We start from the raw sequence: 19,516 nt of genomic DNA, 5'->3' as shown, positions 1-19,516 counted from the left end.
TGTTCCCGCGTGGCGGCACCGGCGTCGGGCGCCTGGGCGTCCAGCATGCGCGCCACCGCCCGGTATGGGGCGCTGTCCGGCAAGCGGGCCGGGTCGACGGCGAATAGCTCTTCCTGATCCACCCCCAGCGCGTCGAAAAATGGGCGGCCCAACTGCTGCATGATGGTGGTGACCCGGTGCCCGGGCTCGGGCGGCTGGCCATAGACATGCAGGCCCAACGGCATGGCGCTGCGCGCCAGCTCATGCAGGTGGTCGTGCAAGTGCTGCAGGAAACCGGGGAAGTCCTGTTCCGCCTGCTGTGCCGTCCAGCCTATGTCGGCATGCAGGTTGGCGGCAATGGCGGCAGCGCGGATCTTCACGCTGACCTGTTCACGCACCATGCCATCGTCCAGTTGCTGGTACTCGTGGATCAAGTGGTGCAGGTCGCGTAGTTGGTCGTACAGGCCGGCCGGCGCGAACGGCGGCGTCTGGTGGCTGATGACGACCGCGCGGCCGCGCCGCTTGGCCTGGATGGCTTCACCGACGTTGTCCTGGATGTAGGGATAAAACACCGGCAGGCTGCCCACGGCCAGCCAGGGATAATCGGTGTCCGCCAGGCCGCGGTCTTTGCCGGGCAGCCATTCCTGCGTACCATGCGTGCCCAGGTGAATCAGCGCATGGGCAGCATACGATTCCTGCAAGTACCGGTACGCCGCCATGTAAAGATGGTCGGGCGCGCTGGCGGTGTCGTGATAGTGGCCGGGCTGCCCGGCATGGCGCGGCATCTGCGGCATCACCAGCCACTGCCCCAGCTGCCAGCGCGGAATCACGAAGTAGCGCCGCCCTTTTATCTCGCGCACCGCCCGGTGTTTCTCCGGATCGCCCGCATGCCGCAATTCGGCTTGCCGCTGTTCCGGCAGGCCGGCCAGCCAGTCTGCGTAGTCGGCCAGCGGATACAGGGCAGCCAGGCCGTCGGCCAGCAAGGCATCCAGCTTCGCGGGGTCGTACAGCGCGCCCAGCATGCGCTGGGCGGTCTCGATGGCCTGCGCTTCGGTGATGGCACTGCCAACCTGGTACCCCTGCGATGCCAGCGCGGCCTGGATGGACACCAGGCTGCGGGGAATGTTCAGATTCGACGCGCCTAGGTTTTTTTCACCCGCGGGGTAGTTCCAGAACATCAGCGCCAGCCGCTTCCGCGCCGGTGGCGTATGGCGCAGCGCGGCCAGGCTGCGCAGCTTCGCGACCAGGGCATCCGCCTGCCTGGGCAGCAGGTGGCTGGTGCCGTCGGTACTGGCGGACAACACCAGCGGGTCGCTGATTCCCCAGCCTTCCGGCCCGGCCAGGAATACCGCGGTGGTGCGGGGCGCCACCCCCGAGTGCGCCGCCGGCCAGTCGGCCGCCGTGCCTTCGCGAAAACGCAGCGTCTGGATTACCGGCACATCCAGAACCAGGAAGTCCCGGCTGCGCGCCGCGCCATTCTGCATGTGGCTGAGATTGACCAGGGCATCGATCCGGCCGGCGTCCAGTACGTCTTGCAGCCCCTGGGGCCCCGCGCCGTCAAACCAGAACACAATCGGCAGCAGGCCGCCCGCCTCGGCACGGCGAACCAGGTCGTCCACTTCGCGGGTCAACAGGTCGCTGACCACTCCCTGGTGCACCAGGAACGCCACCTTGCCTGTCGATTGCGGCGCCGCCGGCCGGACCTCATACCACTGCAGGTAATCCTGCACACGGGTATACACGCGCGGCGCATCGGGATGATAGAAACCGGTAGCGGGCAACGTGTCGGGCGGGCCCAGCGCATCGGCGGGCGGATCGACGCCGTCGTGCACCGCCCTGGCCAGGGCAAAGAATCGGCCGAAGTTCTCGGCGCCCCCGGCCGCATACAGTTGCGCCAGGGCCGCGCCATATTCGGACGAAAGGTGCTGCCAGGCGGGCCGCCCGCCGCCAACCGTCACGCCAGGCGTTGCCGCATAGCGCGGCACTTGCTGCAACTGCCGCAAGACCGCGGCGCGGTCATTGGGCCGGGGACTATCCACCACCAGCAGGGCCGCCTGTTCAACCGCCTGACGCAGCGCGGGCGCCGCAGCCTGCCCGACATCCAGGTGCCGCAGCGCGACACCCTGCCGCGCGGCGCCGGCCTGCATGCGCTGGAACTTTTCGGCAGACACGAAACTGTTGTGCAGCACCAGGACGACCGGCCCGGATGCCGCCAGGGCCGGCCCCGCCAGCCAGAGCGCCAGCACCGCCGGCACGACGCGGCGCAGCCACAAAGCAAAACGCGGGCAAGCCATCAGAACCTCGCGGTCAGGCCGGCAAAGTAGCGCCTGCCTTCATCCGCGCGCCCATAGACACCGGCATCGTCATTGGCCAGGCGCTTGTCGGTCAGGTTCTCGATACCGGCATGCAGACTGAGATTGGGATTGACGTCATAGTCCACGTACCAGTGCAACAGGGTATAGCCAGGCCGGTCGCTCTCGGTGGCCGACCGGTATTGCGCCCCGATGTACTCCACCCGCAGGCGCGTTCCCAGCTGCTGCAAGGCCGCCCAGGTCAGCGTGGCGTTGGCACGATGCCGGGAACGGTCGGCTAGGCGCTCGCCCGTACTGCGATCGCGTGCATCCAGGTAGGTGTAGTTGGCATCCAGGCGCCAACTCGGCAGCAGGGTAACCCCACCCGTCAGTTCCACGCCGCGCAGCCGGGCCTTGGACACGTTCTCGTATTCCAGGCACACGCGGCGCGGCTCGTAGCAGGTAGGCTGGCGCACGGTTTCGATCAGGTTCTTCACGTCGTTGTGGAACAGCGTCACGCCGCCCGACCAACGCCCTTGCTCGTAGGCCGCGCCCAGTTCATAGGCTCGGTTGGTTTCCGGCTGCAGGTCCGGATTGCCCCGGATAATGCCGCGTCCGCCCATGGCGGCGCGCGACTCATATTCGGGCGACAACTGCTTCAGCGTGGGCGCCTTGAACCCTTCTCCCACGCCGGCCCTGAACGTCCAGGCCTGGTCCGGGCGAAACAGCAGGTAGGCGCGCGGGCTGGTCTGCCAGCCGAAATCCTCGTGGCGGTCGAAACGGCTGCCCAGCACCAGTTCCCAGCTTTCGCTCAGCCGGATCTCGTCCTGCGCGAACAGCGCGTAGTGCGTCAACGACTTTACGCCCGCCTGGTTCACGGACGGATCCTCCAGGCGCTCGCGCCGCGTCTCGGCGCCCAGGGTCAGTTTGTGCGCCCTGCCGGCCGCAAAACCCACCCGTCCGTCCAGCACGGTATCGGTAAAGATATTGGGCCCGGTCGCATCGCCGCCGTCGCTGCGGTAGGCATCGCGGTCCAGCGTGGAACGGTACAGGCGAACCTGGCTGTTGCCCCAGGCCCAGTTGCCGGTGTGCGAAATTGAATAGCGGCGGCGCTGCACGTCGTTGCCGGCTTCGTACACCACGGCATCAGTATTGCTGCGATACCCTTCCTGCGATTCGTTGCCCGCGTCCACCGACACGTCCACGCGCTGCCGGGCATCGGGTGTCCAGGTCAGGCCCACATGGCCGAAGGTCGATTCCCGTTCGTCCAGGGCCGTCAGGGCGGTGTTGCCGGCATCGCGCAACGGCGCTCGACGGCTGAATTCCCCCCAGACATTCAGGCCCAGTTTGCCGGGCACGATGGGCCCACCCAGGTAGAAACCTGTTTTGTATTGATTACCCCCCAGGTCGTGCTCATTGGCCATGGCATAGGTGCTGAACGATCCTTGCCAATCGTCCGTGGCCCTGCGGGTAATGACATTGACCACGCCGCCCAGGGCCTCGGAACCATACAAGGACGACATCGGCCCCCGCACCACCTCGACCCGCTCGATGGCCTCGGTGGGCACCCAGCCCAGCTCGAAATCGGAATGCGCAATCGCGGAAGCGGAACTGTTGACGCGCTGCCCATCCACCAGCATCAGGGTGTGTTCGGCGCTCATGCCGCGGATCGAAATGCCGCGCCGTCCCAGGCCCGCGTCTTCCAGGCCGACCCCCACCGTGTCCCTGACCGCGTCCGCCAGATCCAGCACCGGCTGCCGCCGCAAGGCGTCGCCATCGATCACGGTGACGCTGGCCGGCGCGGCTTCCTGGCTGCGTTCCCATGCCGTGGCCGTCACCACCACCGGCGACAGCGTGGCGGCTTGCGCGGGCCGCGTTCTTTGCGCGCCCGGCTCCGCCTCCGCATCTTCGGCCCAGGCCGGTGCGCTCACCGCGCTTAACATCATCAGGCAGCCGGCGGCTACATCGCGCCTGGCGTTCATTCTGGAATTCATGGGGTGTAGAGGCCGGAGGGACAGGCCTTGTTCAGGCTGCCTGGCGCAAGTTCATTTATAAAACGTTATGTTATATCATAACTATTCGTGAACGATAGCAACGCGGCGTTGTCGAAGCTGCGGCTTGCCAGCCGACGCATCCGGCCCGCCCGGGCGCGTAAGATGGCACGCTGCTCACCCCTTGCCGTCGCCGGCGCGCTGCCTGGCGCGGCGACTAGCCCACCGCCGACCATGCCCCGACTTTCGTTCTTATTGCGCCTGCTGGCCCTCGTGGCGGCCGCCCACGCCTATGTCGGCCTGCGCCTGATTCCCGACCTGTCCCTGTCCCCGCACCAGCAATGGGCAGCGGTGGCGGCCCTGGCGCTGTCGTGTGTGCTGATGCCCCTGTCGCTGGTCATCCGGCCCTTCGCCGCACGTCCCTGGGCGGACACGGTCGCCGCCATCGGGCTGTTGGCCATGGGGCTGTTCTCGTCGGTGTTCGTGCTGACTCTGCTGCGCGATGCGGTGCTGGCCCTGGCGTTTTCGGGCGCGGCGCTGGCCTCCGCGCACCTGCCGGTGAGCACCGTGAAAACAGGCAGCGCATTCGCGGTGCTGGCGCTGGCCGCCGCCGCCACGCTGCTGGGTATCTACAATGCCCGCCGCCTGGCACGCGTCGTGCGGGTCCAGGTGCCCATCGCGGACCTGCCCGCCGCACTAGAGGGCTTCACCATCGCGCAGATCTCCGACATCCACGTCGGCCCCACCATCAAGCATGGCTATGTCGAACAGATCGTGCAGGCCGTGAATGCGCTGCAGCCCGACCTGGTCGCCATTACCGGCGATGTCGTCGACGGCCCGGTTGCGCAACTGGCGCCGCATACGCGCCCGCTGGGCGAACTGCGCGCCCGCCACGGCGCCTTCCTGGTAACAGGCAATCATGAATATTATTCGGGCGCTTCATCCTGGGTGGCCGAATTCCGCAGGCTAGGCTTGCAGGTGCTGATGAACCAGCATGCCACCCTGAACCACCAGGGCGCGCAACTGGTGGTGGCCGGGGTTACCGACTACAGCGCGGGCGCCTTCGACCCGGCCCAGGCCAGCAACCCGGTGGCAGCCCTGGCGGGCGCGCCGGCCGGCGCTGTCAGTGTGCTGCTGGCCCACCAGCCCCGCAGCGCGGCCGCGGCCGCACCGGCCGGCTTCCAGTTGCAGATATCCGGCCACACGCACGGCGGACAATTCCTGCCCTGGAATTTCTTCGTCCGGTTCCAGCAGCCTTTCACGGCCGGCCTGCGCCGCTTCGACGACATGTGGGTCTATACCAGCCGCGGCACCGGTTATTGGGGGCCGCCCGTGCGCCTGGACGCGCCGTCGGAAATCACGCTGCTGACGCTGGTGGCGCGGCGCTGACCGCGAGCGGATGCCTGAGCTAGTATAAGAACCCGCATAAACCCAGCCCGCGCGCCGCACCATGCTCAATACCGCCTTGCGTTACTTCCTGGAAGTCGTCGATGCAGGGTCCCTGACGGTGGCCGCGCAAAAACTGCATGTGGCGCCGTCCGCGGTAAGCCGCATGATCCGCAAGCTGGAAGAAGAACACCAGACCCTGCTGTTCGACCGCCACGCCCGCGGCATGGTGCTGACCGAAGCAGGGCAGTTGCTCAAGGCTTACGCGCGGCGCGCCGCCCTGGAAGCCGAGCGCGCGCGCGCCGAAATCCGCGACCTGAGCAAGGTCGGGCAGAAACTCATACGGATTTCCGCCAACCAGGCTTTCGGGCGCGAACTGCTGCCGCGCGTGATAGGCAAGTTCCTGGCAGATGAGCCCTCGCTGCGCTTCGAGCTGAATATTCTGCAGTCGTCGGAAATCAATCGCCGCGTACGCGAGGGCGAAGACGACATCGGGCTAAGCTACAACCTGTCGCCGCCGCAGGGCGTGCATGTGCAATATGCCCGCCGCATGCCCGTGTTTGCCATCATGGCGCCCCATCACCCGCTAGCCCGCCGAAAAGTGCTGTCGATGCGCGATCTCGGCAATTATCCGGTGGCCCTGATGGGCCCGGGCAGCACCATCCGCTTCATCATCGACTTGTGCTGCATGCACGAAAAAATCGCCCTGAACGTCGCGCTTACGTGCAATAACCAGGGCGCCATCCAGAACAGCTGCCTGCAATGGGGCGCCATCGGCTTTTCCGGCGACCTGACCGTCATGGATTCCACCGAGCGGGGCGAGCTGGTCACCATCCCGATGTCCAATGCCGAGCTGCATCAGCGCAATATGCACATCCAGACCATGGCCGACCGGCAATTGCCGGCCAGCGTGACCCGCTTCGTGGAGTCGGTGGGCGAGCATATCGATGCCGCCTATGCCCACCCGGCCTGGATGGCGGCCGGCCTTGGGCCCGTGCCCAGCCAGGAGTAGGCGGCGCACCCACTGCCGGGTGTCCGGCTCCGGAAGGTGCCGGACACCGTTGTGTGCCACGACGGCCTCAGTTAGACAGTGTCTGGCACCCTGACGGAAGCCAGACACCCTCCCCGCACTTACACGTCCGCGGCCCAATCGGGTTCGCGCCAGGCCGCATCGCTGTCCAGCGGCCACACCGGCCGGGGCAGGCGCTTGAAGGCGATCTGCTTCAGGTTGGGCGTGGTCAGCCCAGGGCTGTCGACGTCGTGGATGCGGTCGTTCGGGAAGAACTCGTCGAAGCCGGCCCGATAATGGCCACGGCTCTTGACAATGACGTGTCCCGCGGTAGCGATGTCGATGCCATGCATTTCCAGGATGGCCGGTTCGGCCAACTGGCGGCGCAGGCTGCCCACCACCACCTGCATGCCCGAATCCACCAGCTGAAGCAGGCAAGTCTGGCCCAGCGAGAACTTGCGTCCCCGCATGATGCCGCGCCGCCCCATGCCCTCGCCGTCGGTCAGCTTCAGTATGCGCGCGCGCGCGGTATAGCGGCGCGAATACTCGCTTTCCTGGCGATTGAATACCGCATCGAACTCGGCGCCCACGCCCAGCAGGGCGGCTTCGGCCGCCAGCGCCGGGTCCACGAACACACCCAGGACCACATGCGGCACGCGCGCTTCATCGAAGGCCTGCAATAGCCACGAGGTATTGCCCCGCCCGCCGCCGCCCGGGTTGTCGGCCACGTCGGCGAACAGCAGCGCCTGGCTGGCATTGCGGGCCAGTTCTACCGCGCGTTCCACGCTGATGGTATTGGCCACGTAGCGCGCCCGGTCGGCCCAGCCCGCGCGCGCCACCTGCAACGCGGCGCGCCGCGCCGCCTGCAAGTCGCCGCGCGCCGTAACAGTGACGGTGACGCCGCACTTGGGCAGGTCCGAAAATACGAACCCCGCGCAAACCGCCACATGGGCGATGGGCCCCTCGTCCGCCGGCTGCGTCAACCGGGCCCCCATGGCAACCATATCGGCGTACGGGCCGGAGGCGGTCGACAGGGTGACCGAGGGCGGCGTCAGCGGCAAGCGCACATAGGCGGTTACCATGCGCGTGCCGGCAAGAATCTCGTGGATCATGTCGGCGGCGTCGGCCGCGCGCTCGCGCTGGTCCACGTGCGGATTGGTGCGATAGGCGATCAGGCCATCCAGTGCGTCCACGGTGTCCTGCGATACGTTGCAGTGCAGGTCGTGCGTGGCCACGATGGGAACGCCGGGCCCCACCAATTCGCGCAGGCGCCGTGCCAGCACCCCTTCGGTGTCGTCCACGCCATCCGCCGAGGAAGCGCCGTGATTCGCCACGTACACCGCATCCACCGGCATGGCGGCCTGCAGGCGCGCTTGTACCGCGTCCAGGAACGCCGTCCACACATCGGTGCTGGCCGGGCCGCCCGGCGGCGCCCCGATCACGATCAGCGGCGCGGGAGTCCATTCGCCGATCTCATCCATGCGGGCGTAGAACCCGGACACTTCGCTGGGCAGGCGGCTGACGCCGCGCGCCAGTTCGCTGATGCCATCGCCCTCTTCCCAGCACTGCGCTCGAAAGTCTTCTTCGACCGACAATGGGGAAAACGCATTGGATTCCAGGTGAAAGCCAAGAATCGCGACTTTCGGTGCCTTGCTGCTCATGGGATATCCTTTGCGCCTTATGCCTTGTGCACGGTGTAGAAAAGCGACATCTGCGGCTGGAAGTCGCGCCACTCCTTGCGCAAGGCGCTGACGGGGTAGCTGGCGCCCAACGGAATATAGGGCACGTCCTCGAACACCTGCAGCTGGATGTCGCGGCAGATCTTCTTCTGCGCTTCCAGGTCCGGCGCGTTGAACCAGTCCAGGCGCAACTGCTCGATGCGCTCGCTGGTGGGCCAGCCAAACCACGCCTTCTTGCCGTTGCCGCGCAACGCCAGGTGACCCGCCGGGTCCAGGTTGTTGGGGCCGGTGTTGCCGGTGAACGCCACGTTCCAACCGCCCGCGGCGGGCGCATCCTGATTATTGCGGCGCTGCACGGCGGTGCCCCAGTCCATGGTCTGCACATCCACGTTGAAGCCCAGCCGCTTGAACAGGTCGGCCGTCACCAGCGCGGCCGCATGCCATGTTGGGAAATCCACCGGGTCCAGCAACACGACTTTCTCGCCGTTGTAGCCGGCCGCCTTGATGGCTTCGCGGGCCGCGTCGATATCGCGCTTGCCCGTGAGCTTTTCCATGCCCGCATCGCTGGCCATCGGCGAGCCGGGCACGAATACGCCGCACTGGTCGCTCCAGTACTCGGGGAAATCCGCGCCGTTCATGGCGGTCATGTACTCGGTCTGGTTCACCGCGCTGAGCACTGCGCGGCGAATGGCCACGTTATTGAACGGCGCGTGCAGGTGGTTGAAGCGCATCACGCCTATGGTGGGCAGGCTGCGCTTGACCAGCTGAATGTTGGGGTCCTGGGTCAGGATGGGCAGGAAATCGTTGTCCACCATCTCCACGCCGTCCACCTCGCCCGCCTGCAGCGCCGCGATGGCGGTGGCGCGGTCGGGAATGATATGCCATTGCACTTCGCCGACATGGGCCACTTTGGGGCCGGCGGTGAATTCCGGCTTGCGGTCGTCCGTGCGCGGCACATAGCCATCGAACTTCTCATACACCACGCGCGAGCCCGACATCCACTTATCGGCCTTGAAGGTAAAGGGTCCGCTGCCCACCATTTCCTTGACCGCCTCGGTTTCCGGCTGCGAAGCCAGGCGTTCCGGCATGATGCAGGCCATGTTGCCCGACTGGCGGCCCAAGGCATGCAGGATCAGGGGGAAAGGTTTCTTCAGCGTGAACTGGAAGGTCTTGTCGTCCAGCGCGGCCAGTGATTCCGTGGACTGCATCAACGACCGGCCCATCAGGTCTTTCTTGGCCCAGCGCTGGATGCTGGCCACGGCGTCCTGCGCCCGCACTGGAGAACCGTCATGGAATACCAGGCCGTCGCGCAAGGTAATTTTCCATAGCAGGCCGTTGTTCTCGCTGGCCTGGCTGGCCACCATCTGCGGGCTGGGCTGGTATTCGTTATCCAGCCCATACAGGGTGTCGAACACCAGTTGGGCGTGCACCTGGGTGACGGCCGCGGTGGTGAATACCGGGTCCAGCAGTGTCAGGTCGGCTTGCGGTACCCAGCGGAACGCCTGTTTCGCGGGCTGCGCGAAAGCAAAGCCCGGCAGCGCCCAGGCGGCGGCCGAAGCCGAGGAAGCCAGCAGAAAATTCCTACGATCCATTGTTGATCTCCGGGTAAAAGAAGAAAACGACTAGTACGCGCCACCGATGCGGTGCCGCGCCACGAAATGGCCGTCGCCGACCTGGACCAGCGGCTGCACGTCCGGCTCGTCGCCGATGGCGCGCACCGGGCTGGGCAATTCGCTGAGTTCCAGCGTGCCGCCGCGCCGCGCGCCGGGATCCGCAACGGGCACGGCCTGCATCAGCTTGCGGGTATACGCATGCTGGGGGTGCTCGAAAATGGCCTGGCGCGGGCCGATCTCGACGATCTGGCCCAGGTACATCACCGCAACGCGGTGGCTGATGCGTTCCACCACGGCCATATCGTGCGAAATGAACAGCAGGCTGATGCCCAGGTCGCGCTGCAGGTCGATCAGCAGGTTCACGATCTGTGCCTGGATGGACACATCCAGCGCGGATACCGATTCGTCCGCGATGAGCACCTTTGGGTCGACCGACAGCGCGCGCGCGATGCAGATGCGCTGGCGTTGCCCGCCCGAGAACTCGTGCGGCCAGCGCCGCAGCATCGAGGCATCCAGCCCCACGCGTTCGAACAGCTCGGCCGCGCGGCGGCCGGCCTGGGCACCGCTGTACAGGCCATGGATCAGCATCGGTTCCTTCACGCAATCACCCACCCGCATGCGGGGGTTCAGCGACGCAAAAGGGTCCTGGAACACGAACTGCATATTGCGTCGCAGCGTGCGCAAGGCGCCGGGGTCGTCCTGGCTGATGGGCTGTCCCTCGAAGGTGATAGTGCCGCGCGTGGTCTTGGCCAAGCGCAGCAACGAGCGCCCGGTGGACGTCTTGCCGCAACCCGACTCTCCCACCAACGCCAGTGTCTCGCCGGCGTGCAGGTCGAAACTGACCTGTTCCACAGCATGCACGCGCTTCTTCACGCGGGCGAAGACACCCCCGCGCACATCGAAGCGCGTAACCAGCCCGCGCACGCTCAGTACCACCTCGTCCTTCGCCGCCACGGCGGCAGGCGGCTCGGCCTGGCCGGTATCCGACAGCAAGGGAAAGCGCGCCGGCAATGCCGTGCCGCGCATCGCCCCCAGGCGGGGCACCGCCGCCATGAGCGCCTGCGTGTAGGGATGGGCAGGCGCCTTGAACAAGCCCTGCACATCGTTGTTCTCGACCACGTCGCCCTTGCGCATCACCATTACCCTGTCGGCCACCTCGGCCACCACGCCCATGTCGTGGGTAATGAAGATGACCCCCATGTCCATCTCGCGCTGCAGCTCGCGGATCAATTGCAGGATCTGCGCCTGGATGGTCACGTCCAGGGCGGTGGTCGGTTCATCGGCGATCAGCAGCGCCGGCTTGCACGACAGGGCCATGGCGATCATGACGCGCTGGCGCATCCCGCCCGACAACTCGTGCGGATAGCGCCCCATGATCGCGCCGGCGTCCGGAATGCGCACCTGGTCCAGGATGCGCCGGGCCGCCGCCCGCGCGGCGGCGCCGTCGCAGGCCTGGTGCAGGCGGATCGCCTCGACGATCTGCGCCCCCACCGTGAACACCGGATTCAGCGACGTCATGGGCTCCTGGAAGATCATGCCCAGGTCATTGCCGCGCATGGCGCGCATGCTGTCTTCGGACGCGGCCACCAGGTCTACCGTCTGGCCCGAGGCCCGGTGGAACACCATGCTGCCGCTTTCGATACGGCCGCCGCCGAATTCCACCAGCCGCATCACGGCCAGCGAGGTCACCGACTTGCCCGACCCGGATTCGCCCACGATGGCCAGGGTTTCTCCCCGGTCCACATGCAGGCTCAGGGATTTGACGGCGCGGAACGTGTTGCCGCCGTGGCCGAACGCGACGGAAAGGTCGCGCACATCCAGCACGCGGCGGTTGGTTGTGGTGCTTGTGCTCATCGTCAGATCCTCTTGGCCATGCGCGGGTCAACGGCGTCGCGCAGCCCGTCGCCCAGCATGTTGATCGCCAGGATCGTGATGGACAGGAACAGCGCCGGGAAGGCGATCAGGTGCGGCTTGATCTGCCACAGGGCGCGCCCTTCGGCCATGATGTTGCCCCACGATGGCACCGAGGGCGGCACGCCCGCGCCGATGAACGACAGGCTGGCCTCGGCCAGGATCGCCACGCCGCAGATATAAGTGGCCTGCACCATCAGCGCGGCCAAGGTATTGGGAAAAATATGCTTGATGACAATACGCGTACGGCTGGCGCCGGCCGCCACCGCCGCCTCGACATAAGGCTGTTCGCGCAGCGACAGCACCATGCCGCGCACCAGGCGCACCACGCGGGGAACCTCGGCGATGGTGATGGCGATGATGACATTCTGCAGCGACGCGCGCGTCAGGGCGATCAGTGCAATGGCCAGCAGGATGGTCGGGATGGACATGAAGCCGTCCATGATGCGCATGGCCACGGCATCCACCCAGCGCACGAAACCCGCGGCCAGCCCGATGACCACGCCGATTACCGTGGACAACGCCGCCACCGTGAAGCCCACGATCAGCGAAATGCGCGCCCCGTAGATCACGCGCGAATACACGTCGCGCCCCAGCAGATCGGTTCCGAACCAGAACTGGTCGCTGGGCGCCCGCGTACGATGGATGGGCGACAGCGCCGTCGGATCCACCGTGCCCAGCCAGGGCGCAAGTACTGCCATCAGGAACAGCAGCACCACCAGCAGGCCGCCGACGGCCGCGGTGGGATGCCGCTTGAGAAAGCCGGTAAAGGTATTCATCAGTACTTGATCCTCGGGTCGAAGGCGCGATACAGCAGATCGACCAGCAGGTTGATCAGCACGTACATGAAGCTGAACAGCAAGATGACTCCCTGGATGATCGGATAGTCGCGCCGCAGGATGGCGTCGACTACCAGGCGGCCCAGCCCGGGAATGGAGAAAACCGTTTCGGTAACGACCGTGCCGCTGATCAGCAATGCAACGCCGCTGCCGATGACGGTAATAATGGGCACCGCCGCGTTCTTCAGCGCGTGGCGGAACAGCAGCCCGCGATTGTTCACCCCCTTCGCGCGCGCGGTGCGCACATAGTCCTGGCTGAGGGTTTCCAGCAGCGTGGCGCGCGTGATGCGGGTGATCAGCGCCACGTAGACGCTGCCCAGCGCCAGGGCCGGCAGTACCAGAGTGTGCACGGACGCCCATAACCCATTGGCCAGCGGCGCATAGCCCTGCACCGGGAACCAGCGCAGTTGCAGGCCGAAGATCCACGCCAGCAGGTATCCCACCGCGAAAGACGGCACCGAGAAACTGAACACCGCCAGGATCATGATGCCGCGGTCCTGCAGGCGGTTGTGTTTCCAGGCGGCCAGCGCACCGATCGGGATGGCGATGGCCACCGACACGATCAGTGTCATCAGCATCAGCGAAAAAGTCGGCGCCAGCCGCTGGCTGATCATGTGGCTGACGGGCTGGCCCGTGAACAGCGACGTGCCCAGGTCGCCGTGCAGCACATTCCAGCTCCAGGCTCCGAAACGCTGCAAGAACGGCTGGTCCAGGCCCAGGGTGGCCCGGATGCGCAGAATGTCTTCCGGCGTGGCATCTTCGCCCGCCAGCAGGGCCGCGGGGTCCCCGGGTGCCAGATCCAGCAGGCCAAACACGAACAGCGCAACGAACAGCATGACAGGCAGTGTCATGAACAGCCGTCGCAATGTGTACGAAAGCATTGTTTCCCTTTATCCAGTAAAGCCGCTGACGCGTAGAACAACTTGCGGCGGATTCTAGATAGGGGGCAGCGTTCCATCCATATCAATATTTCTAAAAAAGCCTTGCCTTAATTAGAATGTTTCCGGAAAGCCTTGCCAGTACTGGCTTTGTCCGCGAGTGGCGGCCGGCCCGCCTAGGGAATTCCCCTAGCCGGCCCGCCCGGCTACACTAGCCCTCTGCCCCTGGCACACGATTGCATGCTTTTGCCTGATTCAACACCCGATACCTCTCCCGATTCCGCCCCCCTGCCCCCCGTATTGGCCGGCCCCATCCTGCGCCGCATGGAGCCCGGGCGCCTGGTCATGTGGCTGGTGGGCAGTGAGCGGCTGGACCTGACGCTGGAACTGCGGCCCGCCGGCGCCGAGCCCTGGCGGCTGCCGCTGGACGAAAGCCGTTGCCGGGCCATTCCCGTCGGCCGGCACGCCTGGCTGCACCTGCTGGATCTCTCCCTGCCGCAACCCCTGCCGCAGGACACCGTCATTGAATATGACTTGCTTGCCGCGCCGGCCGGCGGCAAGGCGTCGGGCATCGCCCACTGGGCGCCGCACCTGCTGCACAACGGCGCCACCCGCCCCAGCCTGGTACTGCGCAGCCGCGCGGACGATATCCTGTTCGGCTCGTGCCGCAAGCCCCACCATCCGGCGCGGGACGGCCTGGCGCGTGCCGACGAACTGCTGTCCGGCAGTATCGGCCAGGCCCAGGCCCGGCCCGCGCTGTTGATGCTGTGCGGCGACCAGGTCTATGCCGATGACGTGGCCGGGCCCATGCTGGCCACCATCCATGCCTTGATCCGCCGGCTGGGCCTGTTCGGCGAACACATTGAAGGGGCCGTCGTCGAGGACAGCGAAGCGCTTTATGCCCACCCTGCCAGCTACTACCATCGCGAAGACCTGCTGCCCGCCTTCCGTTCCAATGAAGCCCTGCGCGAGCGTTTTTTCGGCGGCGTGGAAAAGCCTGTTTTCACCACGGCCAGCGCGCACAATCACCTGGTAACCCTGGCCGAGGTACTGGCCATGTACCTGCTGGCATGGTCGCCCGTGCCCTGGCACCTGGTGCCCGAGCCGCGCATGCCGGCGCTGGATGACGAGCACGCGCGCCGCTGGAACAAGGAATGCCGGGCCTTGCACGGTTTCCGCGCCGACCTGCCGCGCGCCGCGCGCCTGCTGGCGCACGTGCAAACCCTGATGATCTTCGACGATCACGACATCACCGACGACTGGAACCTGTCGGCCAAGTGGGAAGAAACCGCTTACGGGCATCCGTTTTCGCGGCGCATCGTGGGGAACGCGCTGGTGGCATACATGCTGTGCCAGGGCTGGGGCAACCATCCGGATGCCTTCGGCGGCGTGCTGGACCAGACCGCGGCGCTGACCGCCGCGCCCGATGCGCGCGGCCACCTGGACCTTCCCGCGCAGGACGCGCTAATCACCGACTTGCTGGCATTCGGCCAATGGGACTACGTGCTGCGCAGCAACCCCGCCATCATCGTGCTGGACACCCGCACCCACCGCTGGCGCAGCCGGCGGTTTCCCAGCAAGCCCTCCGGCCTGATGGACTGGGAATCGCTGACCCAGCTGCAGCAGGAACTACTGGATGAGCAGGCCGCCGTCATCGTGTCGCCCGCCCCCATGTTCGGCGTCAAGCTGATCGAGGTCATCCAGCGCATCTGCACCTGGGCGGGGCAATCGTTGACGGTGGATGCCGAAAACTGGATGGCCCACCGCGGCGCGGCGAGTGTCATGCTGAACATATTCCGGCATTCGCGCACGCCCGGCAATTACGTGATTCTGTCGGGCGACGTGCACTATTCCTTTGCCTACGACGTGCAGGTGCGCGACCGCGACCACACGCCGCACATCTGGCAAATTACCAGCAGCGGCATCAAGAATGAATTCCCGCGCCGCCTGCTGGACTGGCTGGACCGCCTGAACCGCTGGCTGTATTCGCCGCGCTCGCCCCTGAACTGGTTGACCACGCGGCGCCATCTGCAGATCAGCCCGCGCCTGCCCGATCGCCGCCGCAGCGGCGAACGCCTGTGGAACGGCGCGGGCATCGGCCAGGTTTTCCTGGACGGACACGGGCGGCCCGCGCGCATCATGCAGCACAACGCCGACGGCTCTCCCTCGACGCAATTCCTGGCAACGCCGGATGACACGGCCGCCGCGGTACAGCCCCGGCGGCAGCCCAGCGCCCGCACCTGACCCACCTTACAGCAAGTTCTTATAGACGCGCCCGTCTTTCATGATCAGCCGCAGGTTCTGCTCGGGCCGGGTCAGCACGGCCAGATCTTCCAGCGGATTGCCATCCACCACCAGAAGGTCGGCGTAGGCACCGGCTTCCAGCACGCCAAGCCGCGCGGGATAGGGATTGCGCTGGCCCGACAGGGCCAGCAGTTCGGCGTTGGTCGAGGTGGCCATCTGCAGCACCTGGGCGTTCGAGAACCAGCGCCCCAAATGGGCCAGCATCGTGCCCTGCCGCCTGGCCAGGGTGGCCGAGAAAATCAGGTCGGTGCCAAAAGCCGTCTTGATGCCGTGCTTGCGCGCCAGCTCGAACGTTCTGGGCGTACCGGCGGTGATATCCAGGAAGCGCTGCAGCCCCGGTCCCGACAGCGGCGCCACGTCGTTCTGGTCGATAAATGGCTGCGTGCTCAGCCAGGTGCCCTGCTCGGCCATTTTCGCGGCGGTGGCGTCATCCATCAAATGGCCATGCTCGATGCACTGCACTCCCGCCGCCAGCGAACGCTGCACGGCCTGCGGCGTGTAGGCATGCACCATCGCGTACGAGCCCCAGTCGCGCGCCGTCTCGACGCCGGCGCGCAGTTGCTCTTCAGTGAAGGTCAGCATGTCCAGCGGACTGCGCGGCGAGGACACCCCGCCGCTGCCCACGATCTTGGCTTGCGAGGCGCCTTGCACGAACTGTTCGCGCACCCGCAGGCGGATTTCGTCCGCACTGTCGGCAATGGCGGCGCCCCCTACCTGTTCTATCTGGCTGGCAGGCCCGCCAGTACGGGGAAATTCGAACAGTGGGCGGAAATCGCCGTGGCCGCCGGTGGTGGTGATCATGGCGCCGGAAGGATAAATGCGCGGCCCCGCCGCCAGGCCGCTATCTATGGCCTGCTTCAGCGCGAAAGACGGGCCGCCCGCATCGCGGATGGTAGTGAAGCCGCGCATCAGGGTATTGCGGGCCTCGGCCACGGCCGCGATATGCACGAAGGCGATATCGGCCTGCAAGATGGTCTGGATGGGTACCGCCGCCAGCAGCGCATGCCAATGCGCGTCGATCAGGCCCGGCATCAGGATCCGGCCGCCGCAGTCCACCGCCGTGGCGCCTTCTTTGGCGGGCGCCGCGCCCTGCCCCACTTGCGCGATCATGCTGCCTTCCACCACCATGAACAGGCCGTCGCGCAGCGCGGCCGACTTGCCGTCGAACAGGCGGAAATTGCTGAACACGAACGGACCGGGCGGTGGTTGCCCACCGGTGGCGGCGGCCAGCGACAGGCCTGGCATGATGGCGCCCAGCATCGACGCGCTGAGCCCCGCCACGAAGCCGCGCCGGGCCAGGTCGGCGCCGATGCGCCGGTTGGCGTATGCCACTTGCGACTTGTCACACGGGCAACCCAATGCGTGGTTGATCTGGGATTGCCTACCCTTCCTGCCTGCTGTCATGTTCACCACCTGTTGAACCAAGCACTGCACTGAGGCGTACGCCGCATGGGCGGCCGGGACGAACAATCAATCGACTTGAGCCATCCGACAATACTCTGCCGGTGCACGACCGACAAGAGGTTTGGCGGCGCGGCGCTCGCCCACGGCCAGGACGGCGCCTGGCAGCCGGATCAGGATGGCGGCAACGGGCAGGCCAGGTCGCCCTCGGGGCAACTGAGATACTGGTTCAGTGCGTCCGTGCGTGCGCGGGTCTGGGATTCCAGGCACATGCTGCCGATCATGGCATCGGCGCTGCCGCCATTGCCCGCCACGAACTGGCATTCGGCATCGCGGAAAGCCAGCCAGGCACGCTGTGCGCGGACCAGGCTGTCGCGGCGGCCTTCGGCGTCCTTCAGGCGGGCCGTCACGGCCCGGTAAGCCTTGTTGAGGTCCGCATCGGCCTGCTTGTAGGCTTGCGCCGCGCATTGCGCCATGGCTGCCTGGCTGGCTGCCTGGTCGCATGAAGGCGCGGCGTGCGCGGCAAAGGACAATACCAGCGGGGCCACGCCCAGCATGAACAGACGCATCGCAATGCTCCAGAGAAAACCTTACCGGGTAACGGAAAAGATAAACGTGTCTGGTCGCCCCGTCAAAGCGGCAGCGCCGCGGGGGCGCCCAGGGCCATGCCCACTTTATGCATGTCGCTGTCCAGCTGGATGCGCATTGCCTTCAACAGGGATTTCGCATTGCCCGACAGCGGCGCCCCCGGGCGGAACACCAGCAGGCTGGTGAAACTGATATCCAGCCCGATACGCTTGATCGTCAGGCCGCGCGAAAGATAGTCCAGCGCCATGATGGGATGCACCATCCCCATGCCCAGTCCGTTCAGCGCCAGTTCGCACACCGAGTTCGAATACGGGGTCTCCAGTATGGGGTTCAGGGCCAGCCCTTGCTCGCGCAGCGCGCCTTCCAGGCGGCGCCGGCTGGCATCTTCGGGATTCAGGGCGATAAAAGCATGCTGCACCAGGTCGGCCGCGTGCAGCACGGGCTTGCCCGCAAGCGGATGGCGGCTATGCATGGCAATGACGCCTGGCGTGCGCAGGAACACGGAATGTTCCATGCCGGCCACCGACAGTTCGTCGGCCATCAGGCCGAAATCCAGCTGGCCCGCCGCCACCTGCTGCAGCACTTCGCGCGAACTCATGATCTGGAATGACATCTGCAGGCGGCGCTTCTCCAGGCCGAACGCGGCGATGGCGCGCGGCATGAACCCGGTGCCCAGGGCGGGCAGCGACCCGATGGCCAGGCGCCCCACCCCGAACGACTTCAGGCTGCGGATGCGATGTTCGATCAATTCAAAGCCCGCGAAGCAGCGGTCCACTTCTTCCATCAGCGCCCCGGCCTCGGGAGTAGGCACCAGCCTGCCGCGCACGCGCTCGAACAGGCGCAAGCCGGAAGAGTCTTCCAGCTTGCGTATGGCCTGGCTGATGGCGGGCTGCGAAACACCCAGCAGATTGGCCGCCTTGCTGGTGGTTCCCGCCTGCATCACGGCGCGGAAGACCTGGATCTCGCGCATATCCATTCTATAAGTCCCGGTTATTGACTAAGTCATTTCAATTGTTGAGCGCGTGGCCTGGAACACCCAAACTGCATCCATTCCCGCAACACTTAATCCATGCGAATAGATTAAATGAATACCATAAGCAACGTTAATAGAAATTTCGCCAGCCTGGCGCCCTCGGTGGAACGGGCGTCGACCGTGGTATTCGAGTCCCTGGCCGATTTCGTCAACCGCAAGCAACGCCAACCCGACGGCTACAGCTACGGCATTACCGGCACGCCGACAGCCCGCCTGCTCGAGTCGCGCATCGCCGCGCTGGAAGGCGCCGAGCATTGCGTCATTACCCCGTCCGGAGCGGCGGCCCTGATGACGGGCGTGATGGGTTTCGTGCGCGGCGGCGACCACCTGCTGGTGTCTGCCGCCTGCTATGGCGCACTGAAGACCTTCGCCGAAAAATGGCTGGCGCACATGGGGGTGGACGTGGAAATCTATGCGCCCGCCATCGGCGCCGACATCGAATCCCTGCTGCGGCCGACCACGCGCATGATCTGCATGGAAGCGCCAGGCACCGTCACCATGGAAATGGCCGATATACCGGCCATCGCCGAGGTGGCCCGCCGCCATGGCGTGCTGACCATGATGGACAACACCTGGGCCAGCCCCCTGGGCTTCCAGCCGCTGGCGCATGGCGT

General features: G+C 66.2%; 14 protein-coding genes. 4 read left to right on the top strand and 10 right to left on the bottom strand.

The genetic code is table 11. From position 1 onward, the window contains the following. Together LPZ50_RS09180 and LPZ50_RS09175 are read right to left on the bottom strand one after the other, a co-directional pair. Positions 1-2,273, bottom strand: a 2,273-nt coding sequence (locus tag LPZ50_RS09180) for a cobaltochelatase subunit CobN (protein ID WP_230660298.1), incomplete at its 3' end; no start/stop codon positions are given. Beyond that, positions 2,273-4,252 (bottom strand): TonB-dependent receptor domain-containing protein, encoded by a 1,980-nt coding sequence (locus tag LPZ50_RS09175; protein ID WP_230660295.1) that lies wholly within the window; start codon positions 4,250-4,252, stop codon positions 2,273-2,275. The genes LPZ50_RS09175 and LPZ50_RS09180, both read right to left, overlap by 1 nt. Before the next feature lie 243 nt (positions 4,253-4,495). On the opposite strand from LPZ50_RS09175, the gene LPZ50_RS09170 reads away from it, so the two are divergent. Beyond that, positions 4,496-5,650 carry a metallophosphoesterase gene (locus LPZ50_RS09170; protein WP_230660292.1) on the top strand — a complete coding sequence of 385 codons (1,155 nt, stop codon included), beginning with the start codon at positions 4,496-4,498 and terminating at the stop codon, positions 5,648-5,650. A 61-nt stretch (positions 5,651-5,711) separates the two neighbouring features. Further along, positions 5,712-6,659 carry a LysR family transcriptional regulator gene (locus tag LPZ50_RS09165; RefSeq protein WP_230660287.1) on the top strand — a complete coding sequence of 316 codons (948 nt, stop codon included), beginning with the start codon at positions 5,712-5,714 and terminating at the stop codon, positions 6,657-6,659. Positions 6,660-6,778: 119 nt separating this feature from the next. On the opposite strand, the gene LPZ50_RS09160 is transcribed toward LPZ50_RS09165, so the two are convergent. The 5 genes from LPZ50_RS09160 to LPZ50_RS09140 are packed head-to-tail and all read right to left on the bottom strand — an operon-like array spanning position 6,779 to position 13,579. Further along, complete coding sequence (locus LPZ50_RS09160; RefSeq protein WP_230660284.1) at positions 6,779-8,317, bottom strand: M81 family metallopeptidase; 1,539 nt, start codon at positions 8,315-8,317, stop codon at positions 6,779-6,781. A 17-nt stretch (positions 8,318-8,334) separates the two neighbouring features. Next, a complete protein-coding gene (locus LPZ50_RS09155) occupies positions 8,335-9,927 on the bottom strand; it encodes an ABC transporter substrate-binding protein (RefSeq protein WP_230660282.1) in 1,593 nt (530 codons plus the stop codon). A gap of 30 nt (positions 9,928-9,957) precedes the next feature. Next, positions 9,958-11,802 (bottom strand): dipeptide ABC transporter ATP-binding protein, encoded by a 1,845-nt coding sequence (locus LPZ50_RS09150; RefSeq protein ID WP_230660279.1) that lies wholly within the window; start codon positions 11,800-11,802, stop codon positions 9,958-9,960. A gap of 2 nt (positions 11,803-11,804) precedes the next feature. Beyond that, the gene (locus tag LPZ50_RS09145; protein WP_230660276.1) at positions 11,805-12,638 is read right to left on the bottom strand and encodes an ABC transporter permease; all 834 of its coding nucleotides are present in this window, start codon (positions 12,636-12,638) and stop codon (positions 11,805-11,807) included. Further along, on the bottom strand, positions 12,638-13,579 hold the full coding sequence (locus tag LPZ50_RS09140) for an ABC transporter permease (RefSeq protein WP_230660273.1): 942 nt from the start codon (positions 13,577-13,579) through the stop codon (positions 12,638-12,640). The genes LPZ50_RS09145 and LPZ50_RS09140 overlap by 1 nt, the downstream gene beginning before the upstream one ends. A gap of 237 nt (positions 13,580-13,816) precedes the next feature. On the opposite strand from LPZ50_RS09140, the gene LPZ50_RS09135 reads away from it, so the two are divergent. Continuing rightward, positions 13,817-15,820, top strand: a complete 2,004-nt coding sequence (locus LPZ50_RS09135) for an alkaline phosphatase D family protein (RefSeq protein ID WP_230660270.1) — start codon at positions 13,817-13,819, stop codon at positions 15,818-15,820. A gap of 6 nt (positions 15,821-15,826) precedes the next feature. Here the strand turns inward: LPZ50_RS09135 and LPZ50_RS09130 are convergent, their stop codons facing one another. From LPZ50_RS09130 to LPZ50_RS09120, 3 genes are all read right to left on the bottom strand, one after another. Next, complete coding sequence (locus LPZ50_RS09130) at positions 15,827-17,212, bottom strand: metal-dependent hydrolase family protein (RefSeq protein WP_230660267.1); 1,386 nt, start codon at positions 17,210-17,212, stop codon at positions 15,827-15,829. A gap of 242 nt (positions 17,213-17,454) precedes the next feature. Then, on the bottom strand, positions 17,455-17,850 hold the full coding sequence (locus LPZ50_RS09125; RefSeq protein WP_230660264.1) for a lysozyme inhibitor LprI family protein: 396 nt from the start codon (positions 17,848-17,850) through the stop codon (positions 17,455-17,457). A gap of 62 nt (positions 17,851-17,912) precedes the next feature. After that, the gene (locus tag LPZ50_RS09120; protein WP_230660261.1) at positions 17,913-18,845 is read right to left on the bottom strand and encodes a LysR substrate-binding domain-containing protein; all 933 of its coding nucleotides are present in this window, start codon (positions 18,843-18,845) and stop codon (positions 17,913-17,915) included. Between the two features lie 108 nt (positions 18,846-18,953). Here LPZ50_RS09120 and LPZ50_RS09115 point away from each other — a divergent pair. Next, positions 18,954-19,516: PLP-dependent transferase (locus LPZ50_RS09115; RefSeq protein WP_230660258.1), on the top strand; the 563-nt coding region annotated here is incomplete at its 3' end.

It is taken from the genome of Bordetella petrii (assembly GCF_020991325.1).
Lineage (GTDB): Bacteria > Pseudomonadota > Gammaproteobacteria > Burkholderiales > Burkholderiaceae_B > Bordetella_A > Bordetella_A petrii_E.
The sequence above is the reverse complement of the archived record's forward strand: the minus strand, read 5'-3'. Positions and strand labels throughout refer to the sequence as shown.